At 68.3% G+C, this 25,495-nt stretch carries 21 protein-coding genes; 9 read left to right on the top strand and 12 right to left on the bottom strand.

All coding sequences use genetic code 11. The features are described from left to right. Nucleotides 1-4: 4 nt before the first annotated feature. Nucleotides 5-2,065: a neutral/alkaline ceramidase gene (locus ACWPXK_RS06080; RefSeq protein ID WP_454194983.1), complete on the bottom strand. Its 2,061-nt coding sequence runs from the start codon at nt 2,063-2,065 to the stop codon at nt 5-7. A 124-nt stretch (nt 2,066-2,189) separates the two neighbouring features. On the opposite strand from ACWPXK_RS06080, the gene ACWPXK_RS06075 reads away from it, so the two are divergent. After that, nucleotides 2,190-2,807, top strand: a complete 618-nt coding sequence (locus tag ACWPXK_RS06075) for a TetR/AcrR family transcriptional regulator (RefSeq protein ID WP_454194982.1) — start codon at nt 2,190-2,192, stop codon at nt 2,805-2,807. A gap of 8 nt (nt 2,808-2,815) precedes the next feature. Here ACWPXK_RS06075 and ACWPXK_RS06070 read toward each other — a convergent pair whose 3' ends face one another. Continuing rightward, entirely contained in the window at nt 2,816-5,659 is a 2,844-nt protein-coding gene (locus ACWPXK_RS06070; protein ID WP_454194981.1) for a sacsin N-terminal ATP-binding-like domain-containing protein, read from the bottom strand. Nucleotides 5,660-5,703: 44 nt separating this feature from the next. Continuing rightward, the gene (locus ACWPXK_RS06065; RefSeq protein ID WP_454194980.1) at nt 5,704-7,311 is read right to left on the bottom strand and encodes a DUF3027 domain-containing protein; all 1,608 of its coding nucleotides are present in this window, start codon (nt 7,309-7,311) and stop codon (nt 5,704-5,706) included. A gap of 17 nt (nt 7,312-7,328) precedes the next feature. Between ACWPXK_RS06065 and ACWPXK_RS06060 the strand changes: the two genes are divergently transcribed. The 3 genes from ACWPXK_RS06060 (at nt 7,329) to ACWPXK_RS06050 (ending at nt 10,685) form a co-directional block, all read left to right on the top strand. Further along, nucleotides 7,329-8,102 (top strand): glutaminyl-peptide cyclotransferase, encoded by a 774-nt coding sequence (locus ACWPXK_RS06060; RefSeq protein WP_454194979.1) that lies wholly within the window; start codon nt 7,329-7,331, stop codon nt 8,100-8,102. 73 nt (nt 8,103-8,175) lie between these two features. Beyond that, nucleotides 8,176-10,107 carry an MFS transporter gene (locus tag ACWPXK_RS06055; protein ID WP_454194978.1) on the top strand — a complete coding sequence of 644 codons (1,932 nt, stop codon included), beginning with the start codon at nt 8,176-8,178 and terminating at the stop codon, nt 10,105-10,107. Then, a complete protein-coding gene (locus ACWPXK_RS06050; protein ID WP_454194977.1) occupies nt 10,104-10,685 on the top strand; it encodes a DUF2771 domain-containing protein in 582 nt (193 codons plus the stop codon). The genes ACWPXK_RS06055 and ACWPXK_RS06050 overlap by 4 nt, the downstream gene beginning before the upstream one ends. Before the next feature lie 82 nt (nt 10,686-10,767). Here ACWPXK_RS06050 and ACWPXK_RS06045 read toward each other — a convergent pair whose 3' ends face one another. Further along, nucleotides 10,768-11,373, bottom strand: a complete 606-nt coding sequence (locus ACWPXK_RS06045; RefSeq protein ID WP_454194976.1) for a TetR family transcriptional regulator — start codon at nt 11,371-11,373, stop codon at nt 10,768-10,770. A gap of 189 nt (nt 11,374-11,562) precedes the next feature. On the opposite strand from ACWPXK_RS06045, the gene ACWPXK_RS06040 reads away from it, so the two are divergent. Beyond that, on the top strand, nt 11,563-13,035 hold the full coding sequence (locus ACWPXK_RS06040) for a sulfatase-like hydrolase/transferase (RefSeq protein WP_454194975.1): 1,473 nt from the start codon (nt 11,563-11,565) through the stop codon (nt 13,033-13,035). A 116-nt stretch (nt 13,036-13,151) separates the two neighbouring features. Here the strand turns inward: ACWPXK_RS06040 and ACWPXK_RS06035 are convergent, their stop codons facing one another. Beyond that, on the bottom strand, nt 13,152-13,571 hold the full coding sequence (locus tag ACWPXK_RS06035) for a cold-shock protein (protein ID WP_454195467.1): 420 nt from the start codon (nt 13,569-13,571) through the stop codon (nt 13,152-13,154). Between the two features lie 199 nt (nt 13,572-13,770). Between ACWPXK_RS06035 and ACWPXK_RS06030 the strand changes: the two genes are divergently transcribed. Both ACWPXK_RS06030 and ACWPXK_RS06025 read left to right on the top strand, forming a co-directional pair. Beyond that, entirely contained in the window at nt 13,771-14,013 is a 243-nt protein-coding gene (locus ACWPXK_RS06030; protein WP_454194974.1) for a hypothetical protein, read from the top strand. A gap of 405 nt (nt 14,014-14,418) precedes the next feature. Beyond that, a complete protein-coding gene (locus ACWPXK_RS06025) occupies nt 14,419-15,048 on the top strand; it encodes a resuscitation-promoting factor Rpf1 domain-containing protein (protein ID WP_454194973.1) in 630 nt (209 codons plus the stop codon). 79 nt (nt 15,049-15,127) lie between these two features. On the opposite strand, the gene ACWPXK_RS06020 is transcribed toward ACWPXK_RS06025, so the two are convergent. Continuing rightward, nucleotides 15,128-15,316, bottom strand: a complete 189-nt coding sequence (locus ACWPXK_RS06020; protein WP_039795086.1) for a hypothetical protein — start codon at nt 15,314-15,316, stop codon at nt 15,128-15,130. A gap of 194 nt (nt 15,317-15,510) precedes the next feature. On the opposite strand from ACWPXK_RS06020, the gene ACWPXK_RS06015 reads away from it, so the two are divergent. Continuing rightward, on the top strand, nt 15,511-17,823 hold the full coding sequence (locus tag ACWPXK_RS06015) for a helicase-associated domain-containing protein (protein ID WP_454194972.1): 2,313 nt from the start codon (nt 15,511-15,513) through the stop codon (nt 17,821-17,823). Here the strand turns inward: ACWPXK_RS06015 and ACWPXK_RS06010 are convergent, their stop codons facing one another. Then, nucleotides 17,824-18,354 (bottom strand): LppU/SCO3897 family protein, encoded by a 531-nt coding sequence (locus tag ACWPXK_RS06010; protein WP_454194971.1) that lies wholly within the window; start codon nt 18,352-18,354, stop codon nt 17,824-17,826. 270 nt (nt 18,355-18,624) lie between these two features. Between ACWPXK_RS06010 and ACWPXK_RS06005 the strand changes: the two genes are divergently transcribed. Then, nucleotides 18,625-19,452: a hypothetical protein gene (locus tag ACWPXK_RS06005; RefSeq protein WP_454194970.1), complete on the top strand. Its 828-nt coding sequence runs from the start codon at nt 18,625-18,627 to the stop codon at nt 19,450-19,452. A gap of 10 nt (nt 19,453-19,462) precedes the next feature. On the opposite strand, the gene ACWPXK_RS06000 is transcribed toward ACWPXK_RS06005, so the two are convergent. From ACWPXK_RS06000 to ACWPXK_RS05980, 5 genes are all read right to left on the bottom strand, one after another. Next, nucleotides 19,463-20,872 carry a M1 family metallopeptidase gene (locus ACWPXK_RS06000; protein WP_454194969.1) on the bottom strand — a complete coding sequence of 470 codons (1,410 nt, stop codon included), beginning with the start codon at nt 20,870-20,872 and terminating at the stop codon, nt 19,463-19,465. Nucleotides 20,873-20,945: 73 nt separating this feature from the next. Further along, nucleotides 20,946-21,584, bottom strand: coding sequence for a LysE family translocator (locus ACWPXK_RS05995; RefSeq protein WP_454194968.1), 639 nt, complete (start codon nt 21,582-21,584; stop codon nt 20,946-20,948). A 52-nt stretch (nt 21,585-21,636) separates the two neighbouring features. Continuing rightward, entirely contained in the window at nt 21,637-22,305 is a 669-nt protein-coding gene (locus tag ACWPXK_RS05990) for a DUF3239 domain-containing protein (RefSeq protein WP_454194967.1), read from the bottom strand. Between the two features lie 41 nt (nt 22,306-22,346). Then, nucleotides 22,347-24,005 (bottom strand): DNA repair helicase XPB, encoded by a 1,659-nt coding sequence (locus ACWPXK_RS05985; protein ID WP_454194966.1) that lies wholly within the window; start codon nt 24,003-24,005, stop codon nt 22,347-22,349. A gap of 262 nt (nt 24,006-24,267) precedes the next feature. Further along, nucleotides 24,268-24,888 carry a hypothetical protein gene (locus ACWPXK_RS05980; protein WP_454194965.1) on the bottom strand — a complete coding sequence of 207 codons (621 nt, stop codon included), beginning with the start codon at nt 24,886-24,888 and terminating at the stop codon, nt 24,268-24,270. Nucleotides 24,889-25,495: the final 607 nt, after the last annotated feature.

Here is a 25,495-nt window from a genome sequence, read left to right as displayed (position 1 = left end):
CGGGTCAGGGCCCGCCCACCTCGAATTCGTCGGTGATCCCGGTGAACGGGTGCAGCGCGCCGTCGAGACCGAGACGGGTCGCGTAGTGCTGGAAACGGTAGCGACCCGGAACGGCGTCGAGGGGAATCTCCCAGGTGAATCGGGCCATCGACGTCGCCGCGCCGTGCTTGCTCCAGAAGAACTTCACCGCCCACTCGCCCTCGTTGGCCACCCGCACCCACTCGCCGGAGGCATTCCTGCGCTGCACTTCCAAGAACGTGCCATTGCGGCGGTTGTCGTGTTTGGGGTGCGCCGATACGAATTCGGCCACTACCCGGCCGCCCCGGCCGTAGAACGGGCCGGGCTGCACGAGCACATCGCCGAAACCACGGCCGGGCGCGGCGACATCCGGTCCGGCGCCGGGTTGGAAATTCGGCTGGAGATGCGAAACGTCGCGCGGCGCCGGGCCACGCGGCACCTGCTGCCGGGCGGCGAATGCCGTAGCCAGACGGGTGAATTCCTGTTGATAGGCGCACAGCGTGTAGCGGCCGAACAGTGTCGACGCGCCCTCGTACTGCTGGGAGTCGTATTCCTCTGGCGTCGTGACGTATTCGTGATAGGCGTTCGCGTAACCCTGCATCAGCACCTGATCCAGCGGAACGTTCAGCGCCTGCGCGACGGCACGACGGATCCGCAGACCGGACGTAATCGTGAATTCGCCTCCCGCGGCGGCCAAATAGAGCTCACCGATGCGAAGGAGCTGAATCGGCAATACATTCGGCACCCATGCGACCGGAGGCAGCAGTCCGAGCGGCGCGGCGATCACCTTGGGGGCCTGCGCATCCGCCAGCCAGGCCGGTGCGGGCTGCGCGGGATCGCCGAGCGACTCGAGGAACGGGTTGCGCACACCCTCCGGCACGGGTCCGCCGGGCAGGCCTGGGCCGTCCTCGACGCTGCCCGCGACGAGCGAAACACCCGCCGCGGCCGGTGCGGTGCGATGCGGGCGGCCATCGGGCGTGAAACGACCGTCCACGGCGATGTCGGCCAGGTCGATGTAGCAGAGCACGGCGTCGACCGGTCCCGCGATCGAGCGTGCCCGAGCCACGGCCTCTTTGGATGCCAGGTACTGCCGCTCGCCGAGGATGCGGGTGTTGTCGAACTCGTCCTCGGTGGGTCCAGAACCCGGCCGAAGGTTCAGATTCGGGGACATGTCGCCCGCGTTGGTCTGCGCGAAGGCGGCGACGAACGACGGCTCGCCATCCAGGTAGCGCACGCCGTGCTCGATGTGCTCGTAGGAGAACGAGGCGTAACCCTTGTTGTCCGAGCTGATCAGGCGGTTCGCGTTGGTCATCGAGGTGTTGTGGGTGGCGAACCAGGTGATCGTCCCGACCGTAGCGCCTCCCTTGCGCAGGGCGAGGGCGGTCACCGCGGGATCGATGGCATCGGGGAAGTGTTGTCTGTCCTCGGACGGATTCAGTTCCCAGGCCACCCGGGAGCGATTCACGCTCGCGTCGTGCAGCTCACCGCGGCCGAGCGCGAGCGAGCCGGGGCCGAGATCGGCGTGCGCGGCGGCGATCGCCTCGACGATCCCGTTCACCTCGGCGTCGTACACCTGCTGCTGGAAGCCGAGGATGGACAGGTTGTAGGCATAGTCGTTGCTGGAGCCACCGCAGGTCGCGTGCGAATGCGTCGAGGTGAGCAGGACGTTCTGCTCGGTGTACAGGTCACCGAAGCGCCGGGACAATTCGGTCAGCACACCCTGGTGCACGGACTGGAAGATCATGCCGTTCTCGGCGACCACGAAGACTATCCGTCGCCCGGCACCGCCGATGATGAACGCCCTGGCCCGCGGACGCAGGTGAATGCCCGCGGTCTGCTGCTCGAGTTGGGAGTAGCCCATCATGCCGCATTCGGCGGCCGGTCCGGTGATGTCGGAGAGCCCGATGCCGATCTCGTAACCGCCGGAATCGGGCGCGGCACCCGCAGGAGCGCCGAGTGCGTCGCTCATCCCCGGCACCGTGGCGGCCGCGAGCGTCGCCGAACCGATCGCCGTTCCGGCCAGAACAGTTCTGCGCGCCACCGGCATACCCGTCTCCCTTCCGTCCGATGCAGCGAACCACACAACTGGTCACTCGTCCAGTCCAAATTTTTCGGTCCGCGAATTGACTGCACGCGCAGTGCGCGCTTAACTCCCTTGGGTGTCCTCCCGATTGAGCGTCGAAGAACGACGGGCCCACCTTATCGAGGCCGCGATCGGCCTTGCCGAAAAAAAGGGCGTTGCAGGCGTGACCACGCGCGATGTCGCTCAGGCGGCCGGTGTCTCGCTCGGTGTGGTGCATTACTGTTTCGAAAACAAGGACGCGCTGATGACCGAGCTGGTCAAAGCGTTGTCTATGGAATTGCGCGATTCCGTCGACGCGAACGAAGCGGTTTGGCAAGACGTCGAAAGTGGAAAAGAAGCTCTTCAAAAATTGGTTCGCGCCGGACTGGAACTCATGTGGCTCAACATAGAAGCCACTCCGGAACGACAGCTGCTCACTTACGAAACGACTACTTACGCGCTGCGTGAAGGCGAACAGACTCCGGCGAAACTCGCGATCGCGCGCGAGCAGTACAACTTCAACGACTCCACCGTCGCCGACATCCTGGAGCACGCACGCGACGCGACGGCCACCCGGTGGTCGGTCCCGGTGCATACGCTGAGCCGGTTCACCCTCAACGTCATCGATGGTGTCGTGCTGCGCTGGCTGGTGGACAACGACAGCGAAAGCGTACGCGGGCAGTTGGATCTACTGAGCGAGATGATCACCAGCTACGCCGAGCAGTAGGCCGCGGCTCAGCTGCGCAGCCGCGGCGCACGGACGTGGACGGTCGAGCCGGCACGCCACCAGGGCACCGCGACCGTGGACTCGATCGCGCCGCTCAACCGCACCAGTAGATCCTCGTGCAGCACCAGCTCGCCGTCCTGCGCGGGCAGAGTGAACAGCTGGCGCAGCACGACGCCCAGCGGTTCCACCGCCCAGGTAGTCCGGCGCCCCGTGTCGACGACCTCGGCGGTGACGGCCTCCGAGAGCAGCGGCAGATCGAGCAAAGCCGCCAGGGCCGAAGCGGTTTCGGCGTCGCCGACCACCAAGCGGTCCGGCGGCACGGCCAGGCCGAACCACGGCTGATCGAGGACGAACGCGTCGCCCGGATCGACCACCGCGCCGGATAGCGCGCGCACGCGATCGGGCGGGTCGAGGGTGGTGAGATCCAGCAAGTTCGCGGCGACGGCAGCGGACAAACGGGCGTGGGTACGCGAAACGGTTTCCGGCACCGGCGTTTTGGACGGGTCGGCGAGTGCTTCCAGCAGCGTGGCAGCCAGCTCGTCGGTGATCGCGTCCGGGTTCGCCAGAACGGCGCGGAAAGCGTCGGGGTCGACGTCCGACACGGCGAAAGCCGGTAGCAGTCCGGCGAATTCGGTGTCAGCGGGATGGCGGAACAGCCCCAGCGGGGTGCCGTCGATCCGTGCGTATCCGCGCAGCCACCACGCGGTGTAACCATCGGCGTCGGCCAGCAGGCGGTGCGTCCGCGGTGTTGCCGCCAACTGCCGCAACGCCTCCGGCCACGCGGCGTCGTCCACCAGGTCGAGGTCGCGGACCGCGGCCAGCTCCGGCGGATCGTCCGGCAGCGTCGACCACCAGCGTTCCTCGTCGTCCAGATCGTGGTCCGGTCCGGTCGGATCGGCCTCGACGAGCACACTGAAATCCCAGCCCACGCCGATGGCGCGCAGCGCGTCCGCGCCGTAACGATCCACCAGCTCGGGGTCGACCGTCCCGAACGGCGCGTCCGCCACCAGCAGATCACGCAGCGGCGCACCGGGCAGCAGCAGTTCGTCGGCGGACCGCGCTTCGCCCTGGGTGCTGGGCAATTCGAGCAGCCCGAGCCAGGACGGCAACGCGGCCTGGTCGGCGTTCGCGGCGAGACGAAGGACGGCGTCGGCGGTGTCGGGATCGCCGGGGTGGTCCTCCAGGTCGGCGCGCAAGGCCGGATCGCTCAACAGTTCCTCGGCGGTGGCCGACCGCGCACCGAGCCGCGCCAGTAGCGGATGTGTCGCCTCCGGATGCGCCAGCCTTGCCCAGTGCACCGGGATCGCGACCTCGAGGTGGTCGTCCAGCACCACCGTGCGCGGACCGGTGACGAGCCTGCCGTCGGCCAGCGGCACCGCCAGCGCCCCGAGTTCTTCCGCCGCGAGGGGATCGACCACGAAGGGCTCCAACGCCGCATAGAACGACCGCCACCACGCCGGGGGGCGCTCCAGCCCGCTCGACAACTCCGCGAGGCGGGCCAATCCGATCCGGTGCACGTCCAGCACACCCATAGCCTCGGCCTGGGCCCGCCCGGAGAGGTCCGCGATCACCAACGGACCGATCACATCCTCGAGCAGCTCGGCCAATTCCGCGGTCAGACCGGTGAAAACGGATGCCCGGGTAGGAACCGCGACGTCGAAGGCATGGGCCTGCCGTACGGTTGGCGGCGTACCGCCGAGGCCGAACTCAGCCTCCGATCCACTGGGCACTTCGGCGCTTTCCGCGGCTTCCAGCCCGGTGCCCGGCACGTCATTCGCCGAAACCGGCAGGTCGCCGCCGGCAACGACGGGAAGCCAAGGGCGAGTCTGCAATTCGCGGATCAGAGCTTCGCGGAGGAGACCATCGGCCTCGCTCCGGGCGAAACCGGGCGCAGGGACGAGCACGAGGCGGTCGCGCGGCGGCAGAGCGCGGGCGAAATCCGCATACCCTTCGGCCAACTCGCCCAGGCGGGCGCCGGGCAATAATCTCCGGCGATCCGGTTGCATCGGGATATCGGCGATGAGCAGCGCGGGCAGCGACAGTTCCTCATCGGACCTGGTCGGCGCCCGGAGGACGTCCGCGGCCGCGGCCACCGGCTTACCGTCGTGCACCGGCAGCAGCCAGCGGGCGCGGGGCGTGCGGTACTGCCACCAGGTCCGCTGTTCGCTGCCAGGGCCGTCGACGTACACCTCGTGCATGCCGTCGCCCATGTCCTCGTCACTGCTGACGAATTCGTCCGTGCCGATGCGGATGCGTTGCAAGGCGGGCAGTTCCAGAAGCAGGTCGACGGCTTCCAGGCGCATCGCGGCCAGCAGTGCGTCGGCGTCCACATCCTCGTGTAAGCGCAGCACGACCTCGGTGTCCAGACCATCGGCAGGTTGCGCCTGGATCGGCCAAGCCAATCGCAGCACCGGAGGGGCGAATTCGCCCCTTTCGACGGCGGGGACCCGGATCTCGTTGCGGCGCAGGGCGTCCATGGTTCGCGCGCGGGAGAACCGCAGCGATCCCCTGGTCGAGCGCACCTCGATGTCGTCGCTCACCGCGAGCACCGCGGTGAACCCGACGCCGAACCGGCCCACCGTGCCGGTCTCGGCCTTCCCCGACGCACGCAGGGCGGTCAGCGCATGCACGCCGGACACATCCAGCGGCGCGCCGGTATTACCGACATGCAGATCCCGGCCGTCGAGCCGGACGACCAAACGACCGGCGATGCCCGCCTTACCCGCGGCGTCGGCCGCGTTCTGCGCCAACTCGGTCAGTAGCCGGTCGCGGTAGCCCGCGCGCACCAGGTCTTTCTCGGTGGCGGCGTCCTCACGCAACCGCGTCGGCGAATCGCGCCATGCGGCGAGCACCGCCGCGCGCAGCGCCCACGTGCCGAACGGATCGGCGGCCGCGGTCAGCTCCGCGGCGATGACGGGAACTCCGGCCGCGCCTCTGCCGCACCGGCCTGCTCGATATCCGAACCGGCTTGGGCACCAGCCTCTTCGATCCCGGTCGGCTCGGCGGCCGAAGTCTCGGGCGCGCCGGATTCCGATCCAGAAGCGGGCTCCACGGTCGCCGCAACGGTGGACTGGCCCGCGTCCGTCCCGGCCACGTCCGACTCAGCCGGATCGGCATCGGACGAATCCGATTCCACTGCGCTCGGCTCGGCTGCGCTCGCCACCCCTGCGTTCGACTCGGCCGAGTCCGACTCAGCTGCTCCTGAGTCGGTCGCACTGTCCGATGCCCCGACGGGAGCCGACCGTGTATCCGCGGAACCAAGCTCGCCTGCACCCGCCGACGAGTCGCTCGCGCTCTGGGACTCGACCGCCCCTGATGCTGCGGTGGATTCGGTCGCCTGCGGACTGGTGGAAACCGATTCGATAGAAGCCGACTCGGCCTCGGTCCCCCGCTGCTCGTCGGGGCCCGGCTGGGTGCCTTCAGAACCCGGCTCGATCACGCCGTCTGCCGCAACGTCGACGCGCTGCCCCTCGACTACGCCCGGCCCGGCCGCGGTCGAGACGGCGTCGTTCGACCCGGGCGTGCTGGACTCTGCCGAGTCCGACGCCGCCGTTGGCCACTCGGTTACGGTCTCGGCGGACACGGCGCTCGATTCGGCAATGGCGACGCCCTCGGCCACAGCCGCGCTGGAGACGTCCTCGGCCTGCTCGGCGACAGCGCCGCCGGACCTATCGCTCGTGACCTCAACCGCTGGCTGCTCGCCCGCGGGCTCGGCGGACGCCTGCTGGGCCACACGAGACGCGGACTGGGCGCGCTCCGGCTCCAGCGAGATCATCTCGATCGCCGCGTCGTCGTACGCCTCGTACAGCGGGGAGCCGCTACCGCTGGGCACCACGGTGTCGGAGTGGGCGCCGCAGCCGTAGGCGACATGGACCACACGCCCGTCGGCGCCCATGGCGTTGCCGCACACGCCGAACGCGGCGCGCAGCGACCCGGCCAGCGGGAGATAGAAGCCGCAGGTCCCGCAGGTGCCCGGCGCGGCCTTGGCCATCTCGGAATCGGGGCCGTATTCGGCGTACCAGCGCTCGGCGGCCTCTTCGCGACCTTCCTTGCTCATCACCTTGGTGCGGCCGAGGCCAACCTCGTAGGCGACTTCGTCGACCACCGGATCGCCGGTCGCGACATAACCGGGAACCAGGCGCGGATCGTCGGCGGGCGGCGCGAGCAGATCGCCCGGCGCGAGGTCACCGGGACGAACCCGCTGCTCCCATGGCACGAATTCGGGCGCGACCAAGGCGTCGGGCCCGGGCAACAACGCCGACTCGCTGACCGTCGCGTAGTCGGCCCCCGGCGGGGCAGCCACGACAACCGCCCACTGCCAGCCGCGATAGCCGGGCAGCGTGGCTTCGAATCGGTGCGTCGCCGAGCTCTCGTCCTCGGCGATCACCCCCAGGTACGCCCCGACCGCTAACGGTTCCAACGCCAGGAGCGCACGGCGGGCCAAGTCGACGGCATCAGCCAGGATCGGCCGCACGCCGGACTCCGAAACAGAAACTGCGCTCACGGCCTACATTTTGCCGTATGAAGCGCAATCGGCGTCGGTTGGCCATCAGTGTGCTGGTCGGTGTGCTCGTCGTGGGCGGATGCGGCGCCGCCGAGGACCCGCCACCCAGGATGAAAATCGAGGTAGTCGGCACCAGACCACATGATCGGCAGGCGTTCACCCAGGGACTGGAGGTGCGCGGCGACATCCTCTACGAAGGCACCGGACTGGCCGGAGCGTCGAGCGTGCGCGCGTCGCGGCTCGCGACCGGCGAGGAGCTGGCCAGGGCCGAATTACCCGCGCCCTACTTCGGGGAGGGCATCACCCTCGCCGATGCCACCCTCTGGCAGCTCACCTGGCATGACGGCGTGGCCATCGCCAGGGACCCTGCCACGCTCGCCGAACGCGGCAGGGCACGCTACGACGGCGAGGGCTGGGGTCTGTGCTTCCGGAATGGGCGCCTGGTGATGAGCGACGGCACCGACCGGCTCACCTTCCGGGATCCGGTCACCTTCGCTGCGACCGGATCGGTCACTCTGACCAGCTGGAACAAGGCGCGCCTCAACGAGCTCGAGTGCGCGGCGGACGGGTCGGTCTACGCCAACGACTGGCCCACCGACACCATCCTGCGCATCGACCCGGAATCCGGCCACGTCTCGGCGGCCATCGACGCCACCGGTTTGCTCCCCGCGACCGCGCGAGCCGGCGCCGACGCGCTCAACGGCATCGCCCAACTGCCCGGTACCGACCGATTCCTGATCACGGGCAAGAACTGGCCGACCATGTTCGAAGTCCGCTTCACTCCGGCGTGAACGACGCCGACCGTACGCGCCGCCATGGAGCGCGAGTGAACGCCCAGCGCGGGAGTACGCCAGAATTGGAGGCGTGACTACTCCCCGCGAACCTTCCGGTCCCGACCGTGATCGGTGGGAAGGCGAGGAGTCTCCGCCCTACCAACGGCACCCCGGTTTCGACCGATACCCGCCACCTAACGCGCCGCGCCGCCGCAGGCCGCTGCCACCGCTCGGACGGGAAGCGGAACCTACCGCCGGACGGTACGACCAACCGAGGTCGCCGGACCGACGTGCCGAAACGCCGCGGACACCGGAGAATCCCGCGACCAAACGCTTGCCGCGCGGAAACGAAACCGAGCAGCCGGAGTCGCCCGATCCCACGCCCCGACGCGTCTTCCCGCGTCGCCCGCCACCGCCCCGGCACACCGAGCCGCCGAGCCGAACCGAACCCGACTATCCCGAGACCCTCGTCCAGGAGCAGGTCGAACCGCCCGAAGCCGCGGATCGGCCCGGCGCGCAGCGCGTCCCCCGCAAGCTCACCGTTACCCGCGTTGCCGCCATGCGCGGCCGGGAACTCACCGAAAAGGGCATCGCGACCTTCCAGCGCGCGGCCAAGGCCGACGGCGCGGACAAGTCGGGACTCACGGCGCTCACTTACGCGACCATGGCGAACTTCGCCCTCGACGCGGCCATCGCGGTGGCACTGGCCAATACCTTGTTCTTCGCCAGCGCCACCGCGGAGAGCAAGACGAATGTCGCTCTGTACCTGCTCATCACCATCGCGCCGTTCGCCGTGATCGCGCCGCTGATCGGTCCGCTGCTCGATCGCCTGCAGCGCGGCCGCCGGCTGGCGCTGGCCACCTCGTTCGCGCTGCGAGCGGTGCTCGCGGTGGTCCTGATCATCGAGTTCGACACCTGGGGGCTGTATCCGCTCGCCCTGTGCATGATGATCGGCAGCAAATCGTTCTCCGTGCTCAAGAGCGCGGTGACGCCGCGCGTGCTGCCGCCCGATATCGATCTGGTCCGCACGAACTCCCGGCTCACGGTGTTCGGCTTGGTCGGCGGCACCATCGGCGCGGGAGCGCTGGCCGGGCTCGCCGCCGCCATCGCGGGCTCCAACGGCGCGTTGGTCTTCGCCACACTGATCGCCTGCGCTGGAACGTATCTGAGCCTGCGCATCCCGTCCTGGGTCGAGGTCACCGAAGGTGAGGTGCCAGCGACGTTGAGCTATCACGGCGCCGACGCGCACACCCAGGTGCTCTCCTCCGGCAAGGAGTCGACGGTGCCGCCGCGCAAGCGCAGGCAGCCGCTCGGCCGCGCGGTGGTGACCGGGCTGTGGGGCAATGGCGCGATCCGCGTGCTGACCGGGTTTCTCACCTTCTACGTCGCGTTCGTCGCCAAGGCGACCGAGCAGCGTCCGGTGCAGCAGGCCGCCATGCTCGGCGTGGTCGGCGCGGCCGCGGCCGTCGGCAATTTCACGGGCAACGCGACCGGCGCCCGGCTCAAGCTCGGTAAGCCCTCGCTGGTCGTGCTCGGCTGCACCGCGGCGTGCGCGTTCGTCGCGCTCTTCGCGACATTCGCGAACAATCTGCTCGGTGCGGCGGTCGCCGCACTGGTCGCCGCCGCGACGAGCGCGCTGGCCAAGGTTTCGCTGGACGCCGCGATCCAGGACGACCTGCCGCCCGAGTCGATCGCTTCCGGTTTCGGGCGGTCGGAGACCGTTCTGCAGCTCAGCTGGGTTGTCGGCGGGGCGGCGGGCGTGCTGCTGCCGACCGATTACTGGAAGGGCTTCGCGGTGATCACCGCGATACTCGTGATCGGCTTGGTGCAGACTTTCGTGAGCTTCCGAGGACACTCGCTGCTGCCCGGCCTCGGCGGCAACCGGCCGCAGCACGCGGAGCAAGAGGTGCCCGTCCGGCCACACGGGCACCCGGCGAGCACAACCCGTGCGCACGGCCACGCCCCGCGGCACGGCGACGACACCACACGCATCCAACGAGGGCAAGGAGACCCGATCTGGTGAGCAAGCTCAACGCACGCACGATCGTCGCGCTGGTCGCGGCCGCCCTGCTCGTGCTCACCGTCGCCTTCGTCGGCGTGCTGGCGGTGCTGATCCGCAACGCCGACGAGCCGGACGTCACCCTCACCGCCTACGCGCACGGGAAGACGGTCACCGTCCGGCCGTTCAGCTACTGCGCGGTGACCATGCAGAATTGCAGCATCCTGCCCGAGCACACCGTGGAAGGCACGCTGTTCGCGACGCTGGCCTGCGCTCCCGACACGCCGGACTGCCACCGTGGCCGCACCGTCGAACTGGACGTCCCCGCGGGCTACCCCCTGCAGCTGTCGCTGCCGAAGCAGGTCGCCGACGCTCCCTGGCTCGCGCAGCTCGTCTACATCCTGCCGTCCGGCGAGAAGGTCGACCGGGTGATCAGCCGCAACGACTACCCCGACCGCGCCCTCGCACTCACCATCGAGTCGAAACCGGAGCCCGATCTCCGCCTCATCGGCGTCGAATTCCAGCTCCCGATCCTCGCGCGGGACGAAACGGGCAAGGAGTTCTACCTTCCGCACGCCACCTGGTCGATCAGCACGGCGTAAACAGCTTTCCATGGTGCCCACCGCAGTCTCGTCGGCAAGCCTCTTCGCGTAGCCCCCTTGCCGCGCTGGGCGGACCTGCCGGTCAGCTCGAACGTTTCGCTGTGATCGCAGCCCGCACCAAGCGGCCGACCGCGTCGATGCGTTCCGAGCTGCCGCTGCCGCCGACTTGCACCACCGTGATGATGACCGCCGTGAAAATGGCTTCCAACGCCATCGCGGTGTCGCGGGGATCGAGATCTTCGGCGATATCCCCGGACTGCTGACCGGCGCGCAGCGAGGTTTCGAGCGCTTGCCGAATACGTTGCGGTACAGGGCCACCGACCAGTCGGGCGAGCAGTCCCGGCTCGCGGCCCGCGAGTACGCGATGCACCAGCGGGTAGGTGGCCAGCCGCGTCACGAACCGCCTGACGACCTCCTGCCAGTAAGCGGCGTCCATCGGCCCCGGCTGGGCCAGCGCGTCGTCGCACAATCGAGCGACATCGCGATCGAACGCGGCGACGAAGAGAGCCTCCTTGTCCGCGAAATGGAAATACACCGCCGACGGCGCCAAAGCCAGTTCCCGTGCCACCGCCGCCACCGAGGTGTTGCGGAAACCCTGATCGGCGAACCGGCGACTGGCGACATCGAGGATCGACCGCCGCGTCTGCTCTCCGCGTGCGGTCGTGGACGTCGTCTCGGCTCGGGACACCACTGCACAGTATCGCGACGCTCACCACCACCGAAAAGTCCAACTGAACGATTTCGTCAATTCATCAGTTACAGTGGATGCGGCCGTTCCGCCGTCTTCGAAAGGTCCAACCCCGTGTCCCCATCGACCCCCGATCAGCCCCTCGCGCCCGCTCGTCCATCTGCACCGAATCGACGTCAGGTTCTCGCGATGATGGCCGCCGCGTCCGCCGCGGTGCCGGTCCTGCGCGGCACCCTCGGCGCCGAGGCCGCCGCGGCCCCGGCATCGCGGCCGAACATCCTGGTGCTGATGACCGACCAGGAGCGTGCGGATGTCGTTCTGCCCGCAGGCTTCACGCTGCCTGTCCGCGCCGGGCTGGACGCCGCCGGCGTGCGGTTCGCCATGCACCATTCGCCGACGGCCCCGTGCTCGCCGGCACGATCGGCCTTCTTCACCGGATTGCAGGCTCCGGTCAATGGGATGACCGACAACGTCCGCGGCAATGACCTGATGGGCGCGGCCCTCGGACCGATGCACGCATGGAGCCCCAACCTCGACACCACGATCCCCACTCTCGGGACGGTGCTGAAGAAATCCGGCTATCGCACCGCGTACGTCGGGAAATGGCATTTGTCCGAACCCGTCGGCACCGACAGCACCGCGCTGTCGGCCTACGGATTCGACGAGGCCTACGACATCCTGTCCGGCGGCGGCCCGAACGAGGGCACACACGAGGACCCCGGCGTAGTCCGAAACGCCGTCGATTGGCTACGGCGAAACGGCAACGACCCCGAACCGTGGCTGTGCGTGGTGAGCATGGTCAACCCGCACGACATGATGTACTGCCCGCGTTTCTACCGGCTCGAGGACGTGCCGGACTACGGCGCCGACATACCGCCGAACTTCGAATCCGACCTGTCGACCAAGCCGCAAGTGCAGACGGTCTGGCGCACCATGAACGAGGCCGTCGGCGGGCTCATGCCCAACGAGGTCGACTCGCCTCTCGGGCGCACACAGTGGCGGCAGTGGGGCAATTGGTATCTGGAGTTGCTACGCCGCACGGACGAGTTGCTCGGCCAGGTCCTCGACGCGTTGGACCACAGCGGCGGTGCGGGCAACACCGTGGTGGTCCGGGTCGCCGATCATGGCGAACTCGGTGGCGCGCACGGACTACGGCAGAAGGGAGCGATGATCTACCGCGAGAACAACCGCGTGCCCCTGGTCATCTCCGACCCCAGAAACCCCGCCACGCATGGAAGCACCACCACCGCACTGACGTCGCACGTCGACCTGGTGCCTACCTTGGCGGCGCTGGCCGGTACCGACGCAACCGCAAGCAGTCCGATCGTCGGCAGAGACCTCACCCCGCTGCTGATCAACCCGACCGGCATCGTCCGCGATGCCATCCTCGTCACCTCCGACGCCAAATCCAGTGGCGGCCAGGTACCCGGCGTCAAATACTGCCTGCGCGGCGCGATCACACCCCGCTACAGCTTCGCCCGCTACTCGACGCCCCAACACATCGCTGGGCCACGGAGCGAATTCGATTACGAACTCTACGACCGTCAGGAAGATCCCCTCGAAATGCGCAACCTCGCCCACCGCGGCGGCGCGGCGGCACTGGTCGAGGAGATGAACGACCTCGTCGATTCGCTTGTCGCCCAGGAACTGCGGAGTCTTTGATTCACCGCGGACCGAGTGGCCGACACGCAAGCGACGCAGTCGCAAGCGGCGGTCGCTCGGACGCGAGCCACAAAGGGGCCGCGAACACGCAGCGCCGCAGGCGCTGACGAACCCCGCTAGTGGTCCAGCTCGCGGGCCACGGCGCGGACGACTTCCGAGATGCGCTGTGCGGTCTTGCGATCCGGGTACTTGCCCTTGCGCAGGTCGGGCTGCACCTTCGCCTCGAGCAGGGTGATCATGTCTTCGACCATGCCGTGCAGCTCGTCGGGGGTGTGCCTGCGCGCGGCAGGTTCCTTGCGCGCGTTGCGTTCCTGGCCCTGCCGGACCGACGGCGGCGCCTCCAGCAGCTTGAGACTCAGCGCCTGGGGGCCGCGACGCCCCGCGGCCATGCCGAATTCGACGCGCTGCCCGGGCTTGAGGCCATCGACGCCCTGTGGCAGCGCGGACGAGCGGACGTAGACGTCCTCACCCTCGTCCTGGGAAAGGAAGCCGAAGCCCTTTTCGACGTCGTACCACTTCACCCTGCCGGTCGGCACTGCGCTCACCCGTTCATCATCGAAAACTCGGACCCCTACGGCCCGAGCACATCCGTCTGCCGGTCCGGTCCCGCGGCGGGGCCGCGACCGGTCCTTTTCTTGTGCGAAAAGAACGCGCCCAGCACGATTGCGGGACGCGGTTGCTATCGAGTCTACCCCGGCGCGAATAACGCAAGCACATCAGTTTTACCGTCGAGCCGTGACGAACTCTTCTACTCCGACGCCATCCGAGGGCGCGCCGCGGCACCGCGGCGATTGGTTGCTGCGGCTCGCGCTCTGCCTGTTCGCGCTGGGATTGCTGGCGATCGTCGCCATCTTCGCCACTCCGGTGCTGACCGACGGCGAGCCGGGGCTGTGGCTGTATTTCGGCGCGCTACTCGCGCCGCTGGGGTTCGTCCTCGCCCTCGTGTTCGCACTGCGTTCCGGCCGGAGATCACGCTGAACCGGAGGTACCGCCTCCGGCGCACCACACCGGTTACCCGGCACGATCGTTACCCACTCATAGCTGTGATCCTCGTCACATAACGAGGAGGTCACAGGGCGGTGACGGCACATCACAGCCGCAACCGCAGCCTTTCTAGCTGCACTAAGGCGCTTTACAGTGCTCGAGACCGCGTCGAGACCGATCCGTACACGCCGGTTACCAAATAGTGATTTTTCCCGCGGTTCGTCGTACCGTCTTACCCAGCCGGGACACCCGGCAACCACCGGCCCGCCGCACCGAACCTTGCCCCGCGGGTACTGGACCCCGACATAAACGTAAGGGGCGAGGGCGGAACGGACGACCTCTCAGTCCGAACCCGAACCGAAGACGTCGCAGGTGCGCCGAGAGGAAGACGAACCCGATATGAGTGGACGCCATCGCAAGCCAAGCTCGACCGGCCGCACGGTAGCCAAGGTTGCCGTCACCGGCGCCATCATCGGCACCGCCGGTGTGGCATTCGCAGGCAACGCCAGCGCGGCACCCGACTCCGACTGGGATCGACTCGCTCAGTGCGAGGCCGGCGGCAACTGGGGTATCAACACCGGCAACGGTTTCCAGGGTGGGCTGCAGTTCTCGCCGAGCACCTGGCGCTCCCATGGCGGCCAGGAGTACGCCGCCTCCGCCAACCAGGCCTCCCGTGAACAGCAGATCGCGGTCGCCGAGAAGGTCCTCGCCTCGCAGGGCTGGGGCGCTTGGCCGTCCTGCTCCTCCAAGCTCGGCCTGAGCAGCGCGCCCACACCGCGCACCGCGCCCGCCACCACCGAAACCCCGGCTTGGAACCCTGCTCCGCAGGCCGCCCAGTCCGCACCGCAGGACAGCTCCAAGCAGGTCTTCTCCGCGGTCGACAGGGCCATCGAGGTCGTGCAGGCCCAGGGCGTTCAGGTGCCCAAGGAAGCCATCGACTTCATCAACGCCGCCAAGGCGAGCGGTGTCACGCTCGACCCCGCGATCGTGAACTTCTACGAGGCGAACAAGGGTCTGCTTCCGTCCTGACCGCCACGCTCGTGAAGAAGGGCCCCGCATCAACGAGGATGCGGGGCCCTTCTCTGTAGTCGAGAACGTTCCGGCGCGCTCAGCGGTTGATCACCGTGTTCGGGTGCATGTAGGGCAGCTGCTCGGCGGGGACCGGAAACTCGGTGTCCTCGCCGTAGGGCGAGAGACCACCGGAGCGGGCCGAGGAGAGCTCGGTGACCGCGTGGTCACCGTCGGCGACCTTCGGCCAGCCGTTGTCGACGTAGGATTTCTTAGATTTGTTCACCACGGCCCCATGCTAGCCGTGCCGCCTCTCCGAGTATTCAGGCCGTACCAGTCAGGTGGCGCAAGATTTGCGTTCAGGTCCTGCGTTGAGAGCCGCTCGGGTTCTGGGCGTACCCGGGGAGTTACCCATGTGCTCACGAAATCAGTCGTCGCGTGACGGATGCGCTTGGCCCGGACCGGCGTCGTAGGGTGGATGGGATGACCGCGACCGACTCCCTCGCCGGATGGCTCGGTGGCCGTAGTGATGCCCAGCTCGTCACGCTGCTGCAGCTTCGGCCCGACCTGGCCGTGCCGCTGCCCTCCTCGATGGCCGTGCTCGCCGCCCGCACCGAACAGCGCGCCTCGGTGCTGCGCGCCACTGAGGACCTGAACACGCTCGAATTCGCCATTCTGGAAACCCTTGCGCTGCAGGGCACGCGCACAGCCAAGGGCGCGCACACCACGGGCGGTGGTCCGCCGCGCAGCGAAGACCTGCACGTGCAGCTGAGCGAACGGGTGTCCCCCGCCGCGATCGACGAGGCGCTCGAGCGCCTGACCGCACGCGCGCTGGTATGGCTCGATGACGAGCAGCGGTGGCATCTGATCCCCACGGCCGCCGAGGCGTTGCCGTGGCCGATCGGCAGCGCGACCGAGATTCCCGACGCGCTCACCGAACCCGAGGTGGTCGCCGCCCTCGCCGAACTCGCTCCCGCCGAACGAGCTCTGCTGGACAAGCTGGCCACGACCGGCCCACGCGGACGTACCAGAGACGCCGCACCGGGCACCCCCGCCGATCGCCCGATTCAGCGGCTGCTCGCGAGCAGACTGCTGCACTGGATCGACGACGAGACCGTCGAACTGCCGGTCACGGTCGGCCAAGTGCTGCGCCGGGAACCGGTCACCCACCCGCATGCGCTGACTCCACCGCAGCCGCGTCACACGAAACTCGCACCCACCGAGGTCAACGCCGTCACTGCGGGCGAAGTGGGCGAGCTGCTTCGGCACTGCGCGAATGTGCTCGAGGTACTCGGCCAGGTCCCCGCCCCGGCATTGCGTGCAGGCGGACTGGGTGTGCGAGAACTGCGCCGCATCGCCAAGCAGGCCGGTATCGACGAGCCGAGGGCCGGTTTGCTGGTCGAACTCCTGGCGGCGGCGAAACTGCTGGAGAAGGGTTTGCCGGACCCGCCACCGGACTTCGACGCGACCGAGGACTTCTGGGCACCGACCCCCGCGGTCGACGCGTGGCTTCAGGCGCCACCGGCGCGGCGGTGGGCCACCCTCGCGCTCACCTGGCTCGACCTGGACCGGATGCCGTGGATGATCGGTATGCGCGACGCCAACGACAAGCCGCTGGCGGCGCTATCGCTGGAGCTGCGCACCCCGCACGCCCCGCGCGACCGGCACACCATCCTCAGCCTGCTCGCGGAGTATCCGTCCGGCACCGCACTGGACCCGGCGGACATCGGCCGGGTGCTGGCGTGGCGGCAGCCGCGCAGGCGCCGCAACTTCCGGCCGGAGGTGGTCGAGCAGACCCTGGCCGAAGCCGCGGCGATGGGCTTCGTCGGCCGCGGCGCGCTCGGCTCAGCGGCGCGGGCACTGGTGTGCGGGGCGGCGACCAACGTGACCGCCGCCGAGGCGGAGATGGAGGCGGCGCTGCCGGAGCCGGTCGATCACGTGCTGGTCCAAGCGGATCTGACGGTGATCGCTCCCGGCCCGCTGACAACGGACCTTCAGCATGGCATCGCTCTCGTCGCCGACGTCGAATCGGCCGGTGCGGCAACGGTGTATCGGATCAGTGAGTCCTCGGTGCGCCGCGCCCTCGACGCGGGCTTGTCCGCGGCCGAACTACACGCGTTGTTCGCCAAGCACTCCCGGACGCCGATCCCGCAGGCTCTTTCCTACCTGATCGACGACGTGGCGCGGCGGCACGGTCAGCTGCGCGCGGGTATGGCGCAGTCGTTCCTTCGCACCGACGACCCGGCACTGCTCGCACAGGTGCTGTCCGCGCCGGTAGCGAATGCGCTGGCGCTGCGGTCCATCGCGCCGACCGTCGCCATCGCCCAGGCGCCGCTGAGCGAAGTGCTGGAACAGCTGCGAGCGGCCGGTTTCGCGCCCGCGGGCGAGGATTCGGCGGGCGCGATCGTCGATCTGCGCCCGCGCGGCGCGCGAATCGCGGTGCGGCCCGCCGCGCGGCAGCCGTATCGCCCGGCGCCGCCCAGCGCCGAGCAGCTGGAGTCGTTGGTCACGGAACTACGCGCAGGGGAACGCGCCGCGAGCGCCCGCTCGGGTCACGCTTTGCGCCCGGACGGCACCCGGACCAATACCGCGGCGACCCTCGCCCTGCTCCAGCTGGCGGCGCGGGTGCGGCGGTCGGTGAACATCGGCTACGTCGACGCCCAGGGGGTCGCCACGCAGCGGGTGGTGGAGCCGTTGAAGGTGGGCAATGGGCAGTTGGACGCGCTGGACCCGGTGACCGGCGCGGTCCGGCACTTCACGCTGCACCGGATCGCGTCGGTTGCCCTGTTGGAGTGATCAGTTCTTCGGCTTGGCCGTGCAGAAGGTCGCCTTGGGGTCGGTTTCGATGAGGCGGAAGCCGTCGGCGTCATCGCTGCACAGCAATTCGTCGGCCTGGCCGTCGATCCGCTTCAGCACGCGGAAGGTCGCTTCCGGGGAACCGCAGTCGACGTGCTTGTATCCGGTCGCACTGTTCTCGTTGTAGCAGCGGCCTTCCTTGAAGTTCGGCGCCAGGCACAGGAACGCGGTGGTCCCGCCGCCCACGGTCTCCTCGTAGGAGGTGTAGTCGGCGGCGCAGTCGGTCTTCTTGTCGTAGGACTGCGCGATCTTGTACACGGCCTTGTCCGACGAGCAGTCGACCGGCTCGGTCTTGGAATCGACCGCCGAGCCCTCGATGACGTTGATGCAGTCGCCGACCTCGGCCTTGGCGGTGTCGGATTTGCCCGCGTCCCCGATCAACGAACATCCGGCCACCGTGACCACCACTGCGGCTACCGCGACGAGGGCGAGCACAACGCGTGCCAGCAGCCTCGCTCCTGGAAACTTCACCTGTAAACCTCTCTCACCGAACACGTTCACGGGGCCCGTGAACGCGGTGAGGATACCTGGACGACCACGGCGGCCGCAGGGTGTGTCACTCACATATGCAGCCCGAAGAGCCCGAGGAGTGACAGACCGATGATGGTGGGTACCAGACGGCCGAGCAATTGGAACGCAGAGTAATTCACTAGCAACGCCTTTCGCATTTCACCGACTGGACTTTTGTCCAGCATGCGGTTTGTGTCGCTGCGCGAGACCGTGTCGTTACGCTTGGTCGGTATGACGGTCCAGGACGTCGCGAACGACCTGTACGGGTTGGCTCCCGCGGACTTCGTCGCCGCCCGCGCGGACCGGGTCGCCGCGGCGAAGAAGGCGGGCGACAAGCAGCTCGCGACCGCGATCGGCAAACTGCGCAAACCCACCCTGTCCGCGTGGACGGCGAATCTGCTCGCCCGCGCGGCGCCCGACGACGTGGACGCCCTGCTGCGACTGGGTGCGGCGCTGGCCGCGGCACAGCGAGAGCTGTCCGCCGAGCAGCTGCGCAGCCTGACCGCCCAGCGGCAGCAGCTGGTCAACGCGCTGGCCAAGAAGGCGGGCGCGCTGGCCGCCGAGCACGGACACCCGGTGGGTGAGGGTGTCGTGCGGGAGGTCGGCCAGACGTTGACGGCGGCCCTCGCCGAGTCCGACGTGGCCGAACGGCTGCGCACGGGAACGCTCGCCACGGCGGCGAGCTACGAAGGCTTCGGGCCGAGCGGGCCGAATCTGCTCGCGGTGCCCGAACCGGCGACACCGCAACGCGCACCGTCGGAGCCGAAGGCGGACGACAGTGCGCGCCGAGAACTGGAGGACGCCCGGGAAGCACTCGAATCCGCTCGTGCGGAACGTGCTTCGGCACAAGCGGCGCTCGACGACGCAGCACGGGCACTGTCCGACGTGGAAGCGCGCGTCGGCGCGTTGCGCGACGAACTCACGCATGCCGAAGAACAGCGGCAGTTCCGCAAGTCGGCCGAGCGGTCGGCGAAGGAGCACCTGCACGCCGCACAACGCCAGCTGGAACGGGCCGAACGCAGGGTGACGAAAGCGCGCCAGCGCGTCGATGACGCCTGATCGCGCACCCTCAGCCCCGTAGCGCCTCCGGGAATAGATACTCCTCTGGCGGCGGCTCGGTGCGGTTGAGCCACGCGTCGAAGAAACCGGTCAGGTCTATAGGCGACCTGGACTGCACGAACGCGCGGAACTCCGGCATGGAGGCGTTGCCGTAGGCGTGTGCCGCGAGGAAGTCCCGCACGGCCGGGAAGAACACCGCGTCGCCGGTCTGCTTGCGCAGCGCGTGCAGGAACAACGGGCCGCGGTAGTAGACCGAGGTGAATTCTTTTCCGGCGCCAGGGTTTTCCAGCGGAATGTCCCAGAACTTCGCATTGTCGTGGTGCTTGCTTATGGTCTCGCGGTAGTCCTCGTCGACGTCCTTGCCTTCCATCCGCTCGGGCCACAGGTAGTCGGCCGTGTAGCTGGCGAAGCACTCGTTGAGGCAGATGTCCGACCAGTGACGCACCGACACCCAGTCGCCCCACCACTGGTGTGCGATCTCGTGCACGACGGTCTGCAGGTCGCTCTTCGGCGCGTAGATGGGGCGGGTCTGGGTTTCCAGCGAGAACTCGATATCGGCGTCCAGGTAGATGCCGCCAGCGGTCTCGAACGGATAGGGGCCGTAAAGATTTTCGGTGAAATCGAGGATCTCCGGCAGACGCTGCTCGGTCTCGCGGTGGTGACTTTCCGCGTTCGGTGCGAACGCGCTGACCAGTGGGGTGCCATTGGCACGGCGCTGCTCGAGGAAGTCGAACTTGTCGATGGCGACGGTGGTCAGATAGCCGAGCACCGGCTTGGTGGTAACCCAACCAACCCTCCGCTTGTCATCGCTCACCACGTTCTCGGTTCGCACACCGTTGGACACCACCTCCCATTCCGCGGGGACCGTGGCGTGCAGCTCGAACGTGGCCTTGTCCAGCGGGGTGTCGTTGAGCGGGTACCAACTCGTCGCCGAGTGCGGCTCCCCCGCGACGAACGCGCCGCCGCTGGGCGCGAAGGTCCATCCCTCGCCTGCGGTGTCCGCGGCGGGCCCCGCGTAGTCGACGGTGACGACGAACGGCAGGCCGGGCAGCAGTGGAAGCATCGGCGTGACGGTCAACTCGTGCTCGCCGTTGCGTTCGAACGCGGCGGGTAGGTGGTTCACCGACACCATGCGCACCTCCGGCCCGGCGAAGTCGAGGTTGAATCTGCGCAGCGCCTGGGTGGCGTTGGCGAAGATCTCGGTGGATCCGGTGAGCCGGTGGCTCGGCGGGTCGTAGTCGATGCCGACGCGGTAGTGCTGAACGTCGTAGCCGCCGTTGCCGTCCAGTGGGTAATAGGGATCACCCAGGCCGGGCGCGCCGATGAGCGGGTCCGCGGACGAGTCGGCGTGCGCGGGCGGCGACGACACGGCGACGAACGCACACGCGACCGCGGCGCACATCCAGCCGGACAACCTCATACGAACGACCACCCCTCTGCAACCCCACCACTTTTCGGTGCCGACGCACCGACCTCGCAGGATGGTAGCCGCTTCAGTCGGCGCTGCCGGTCAACGCCACCGACGCGCCGACACCGAAGATCATCACACCGCCCGCTCCGCCGACTGCCTCCAGCCTGCGCGGCGACCGGGCGAACCAGGACCTGGCCGAGGCGGCCAGCAGGGCCCACGCGCTGTCGGAAACGAGCGCGATGGCGAGGAAGACCGTGCCCAGAAGGAGGAATTGCCAGGACAACGAGCCGCTGGCCGGGTCGGCGAAGTGCGGCAGCACCGCGGAGAAGAAGACGATCGCCTTGGGATTGGTCAGCCCGACGATCGCGCTCTGGCGCAGCACCCGCGCATTGGGCGTCGGTTCGACCGTGGTGGCAAGCGCCGCGCGCAACGCCCCGCGCTGGCGAATAGCTTGGATTCCCAGATACATCAGATACAGCGCGCCCGCGAACTTGACCACGGTGAGCGCCAGCGCCGACGTCGTGAGCAGTGCGCCGAGCCCGATCGCGACCAGGACCAACGCGACATAGACGCCCGCGGCATGCCCGAGCACCGAGAGCAGCGCCGCCCGCCGACCGAGGGTGAGCGCGCGACCGACGGTGAACAGCACGCCGGGGCCGGGCACGACGATGATGACGACCGCGGCGGCGATGAACGCCAGCAAATTGGACGCTGGGAGCATCTTCCGAGTGTAGGCATACCCGCAACCGGAAAACCGGGACTTCGCAACAGGTTCAGGAGCCGAGCTCACCGGGCAGCTGGTGCGGATCGAGCAGCAGTCGTTTCGTGGCGGTGCGCCGCACCTTGTCGGCCAGCGCGAGATTGTCGGTGAGCAGCCGCCACTCCACCTCGCTGATCGCGGCGCGGGCGCGTGCGATGACCGACCCGTCGGTGGTGCCCCAAGCGATCGGCATGGCGCTCACCGACTGCCAGCGCTCGCCCACCTGCCGCGGCGCCCGGTCGGTGCGCACCGCGACCGAGGGCACCCGCTCGCCCGCCTTGGCTTGGTGGCCGGGCAGGCTGCGGACCTTCCTGGTGACCAGGGCGTAGCGCGGATCCCCCGTTTCCGGCGTGGACACGTCGACCAGGGCGAGCAGCACCACACCGGACGGGTAGGTCTCCGAGACCACCGCGGGGACCAGCTCGCCGTCCGCGTAGAGCTTGTCGATGCTGGAATGCCGCGGCGTCCACAGCGCCACCCACAGCGCGGTCACCGCACCGAGCGCGAACGCGACCGCGAGCAGATACGCCCAGGTGTGGTCCAGCCAGATCAGGAACGCCGTTCCGGTCGCCGCGACCACCGCGGCGGCGATCGCCATGAGGCGCAGGCGTCGAAGGTCGGCGAAGACTTCGTTGACCGCGTGGGCATGCCTGCGGTCCACCGCGAATTCGAAGCGTCGCACGACCTCATTCCTAGCACAGCTTGCGGAGGAATTGTCTCCGCTTATCCGATGGCGGGGCCGAGCAAGTCGTCGGCATCTGTGATGCGGTAGGCATACCCCTGCTCGGCGAGAAAACGCTGGCGATGTGCGGCGTACTCGGCGTCGAGGGTGTCGCGGGCGACCACCGAGTAGAAATGGGCCTGGCCGCGGTCGTGCTTCGGCCGCAGCAACCGGCCGAGGCGCTGCGCCTCCTCCTGGCGCGAACCGAAGGTGCCCGAGACCTGCACGGCCACCGACGCTTCCGGCAAATCGATGGAGAAGTTCGCGACCTTGCTCACCACCAGCACCGGGATCTCCCCGCGCCGGAACGCGTCGAAGAGTTCCTCGCGCTCTTTGGTTTTCGTCGAACCCTGGATCACCGGGGCGTCGAGCGCGGCGCCGAGTTCGTCCAACTGTTCCAAGTAGGCGCCGATGACCAGGCTCGGCGCGTCCTGATGCTGGGCCAGAATCGACTCCACCACGGCGATTTTGGTGTGCGCGGTGGAGCACAATTTGTAGCGCTCCTCCGGCTCGGCGGTCGCGTACGTCATCCGTTCGGCATCGGTCAGCGTGACCCGGACCTCGATGCACTCGGCGGGGGCGATCCACCCTTGGGCCTCGATGTCCTTCCAGGGCGCGTCGTAGCGCTTCGGGCCGATCAGGGAGAACACGTCGCCTTCGCGGCCGTCCTCGCGGACCAAGGTCGCGGTCAGGCCGAGGCGGCGGCGGGACTGGAGATCGGCGGTCATCCGGAAGACCGGGGCGGGCAGCAGGTGCACCTCGTCGTAGATGACCAGGCCCCAGTCGCGGCTGTCGAACAGTTCCAGGTGCTTGTATTCGCCTTTGGTGCGGCGGGTGATCACCTGATAGGTGGCGATGGTGACCGGGCGGATCTCCTTGCGTTCGCCGGAGTACTCGCCGATCTCATCCTCGGTGAGCGAGGTGCGCGCGAGCAGTTCGCGGCGCCACTGCCTGCCCGCCACCGTGTTCGTGACCAGGATCAGCGTGGTCGCCTTCGCCTTGGCCATCGCCGCCGCGCCGACCATCGTCTTGCCTGCACCGCAGGGCAGCACGACCACGCCGGACCCGCCCGCCCAGAACGAGTCGGCGGCCATCTGCTGGTAGTCGCGCAGATGCCAGCCGTCGGTCACGTAGTCGAGTTCGATCGGGTGCGCCTCGCCATCGACGTACCCGGCGAGGTCCTCGGCGGGCCAGCCGATCTTCAGCAGCATCTGCTTGATCCGGCCGCGCTCGGACGGGTGCACCACCACCGTGTCGTCGTCGATGCGCGTGCCGAGCATCGGGGCGATCTTCTTGTGCCGGAGCACCTCCTCCAGCACCGCGCGATCCAGGCTGACCAGCGTCAATCCGTGCGCGGGATGCTTGACCAGCTGCAACCGCCCGTAGCGCGCCATGGTGTCGACCACGTCGACGAGCAACGGCTGCGGCACCGCGTACCGGGAGAAACTGACCAGCGCGTCCACCACCTGCTCGGCATCGTGCCCCGCCGCCCGCGCGTTCCACAGCGCCAGCGGCGTCACCCGATAGGTATGTACATGCTCCGGCGCCCGCTCCAACTCGGCGAACGGCGCGATCGCCTGCCGCGCCGCGTCGGCCAACTGGTGGTCGACCTCCAACAGCAGCGTTTTGTCACTCTGCACAATCAGCGGACCGTCGGTCACAGTCCCTCCTCGTATCGATTCCCCCGCCATTCTCCCCGACCCCACCGACAACCCCGCAGGTTACCGGGCCCTCTCGGCGACATGGGGCATGGCAGCGACTGGATGTAACAACGGAAGGGCGCGGTGTCTTCCCCCGGACGACGACCAGCGACCGCCAACTGGACCGAGAGGGGCCGGGGAGGCGGCGAACCGGCTCCGCCACTAGCCCGACGCCTCACTGTCAGGCATTGCTCCATCCCAAAGATCCCGATCAGCTCGACGACTAAGAGGGTGTCGGAGGATCGGGAAGCCTCAGCGGAAGGATATCCGGTGGCGTGGCCACAGGGTGGTCGTATCCGACTCTGCCGTCCGTTCCGGCTACTGCGCTGGACCCAGCAATACGCAACCGGTTGGAAGCTACGAATTCGGCTTCGCTCCGATCAGTCAAACCCCACGCGATAGCCAATTCGATCAGCCCTCGGTCCGAGCCCGCGGTGTCAGCGCCCGTCTCGTTTGCCACTACCTCGTAGTACCGAACCCAGAACTTCACCCAGTCTTCGGTGCTCTTTCGCAGCAGTCGATGAGGTCCCGACCACGGCGAGTTGTTCCGCGCGATCCGGGGCAGGGTTTCGCGGACGACTGCAACACGACGGGCGGCCCACAGAACCACAAAGAGATTCTCGAGGGTTTCCCGTCTTTGTCTGGACGTCACGATGCCGCCCCTGTCATAGATAACGGATCCGAGCTGGTGACGAGCCTCCGCGACTCGATCAGACGAGATGTAGTCAACGACGTTCAGCACGCGCTCGTATTGTGCACGGAGAACTGTAAGCCAGCCGAAGATCACCGCAGCAAGCGCGGCAGTCGAACTGGCACTCACCGTCGCCACCACACCCCAATGCACGGCCATTGAGTATAAGGACGCGAGAGTCGTTGCGTTGGTTAACGTTTGCCCAGAGCCACAATCAGAGGAAGCAGCCGCAACAGAGCCAGCCAGGATGAGCTGCCCACAGGCCTGACCGACCGCCTGTCGGAAATGCCGATGCGCCACCACACCGCCGCTGCCGCAACCGCAAGTCACTGCCCGCCGGGCGACGTCCGGCCTCGCACGTGCCGACAACGACAGCGCAGGCCAGCAAGGCATCCTCTCGGATTATGGCTCAAGGTAGAGCCGTTCGCACGGAAGGCGGGGAAGGCCCTCCGCGCCGTCCGGAAAGACTTCCACCGCGTCGCTGTAGTGGGTTGTCCTCCATTCCTTGACGAATGCCCGCGCGGCTGTCGTGCAGGCGGCGAATTCGAGGTGCAGGCCGTGCCAGAAGACGCTGAGGCGGACATCGGTCTCGGTAGGTCTGGGGGACGTGTGCGGGTCTGTGGGTTCACCGCTGCCGATCACCGTCCACCGCCGATCACGAAATCGGACCTGTCATCGACCACGCGGAGCCCGGCGGTAGAGCATTCGCGGCCGAACACGCCTCTGTGTTCGCTGATCACGTCGTCATGTACCGGGGCAA

This window comes from Nocardia sp. Marseille-Q1738, assembly GCF_965283145.1.
Note: the sequence above shows the minus strand (reverse complement) of the source record. Positions and strands in the feature narration are given on the sequence as shown.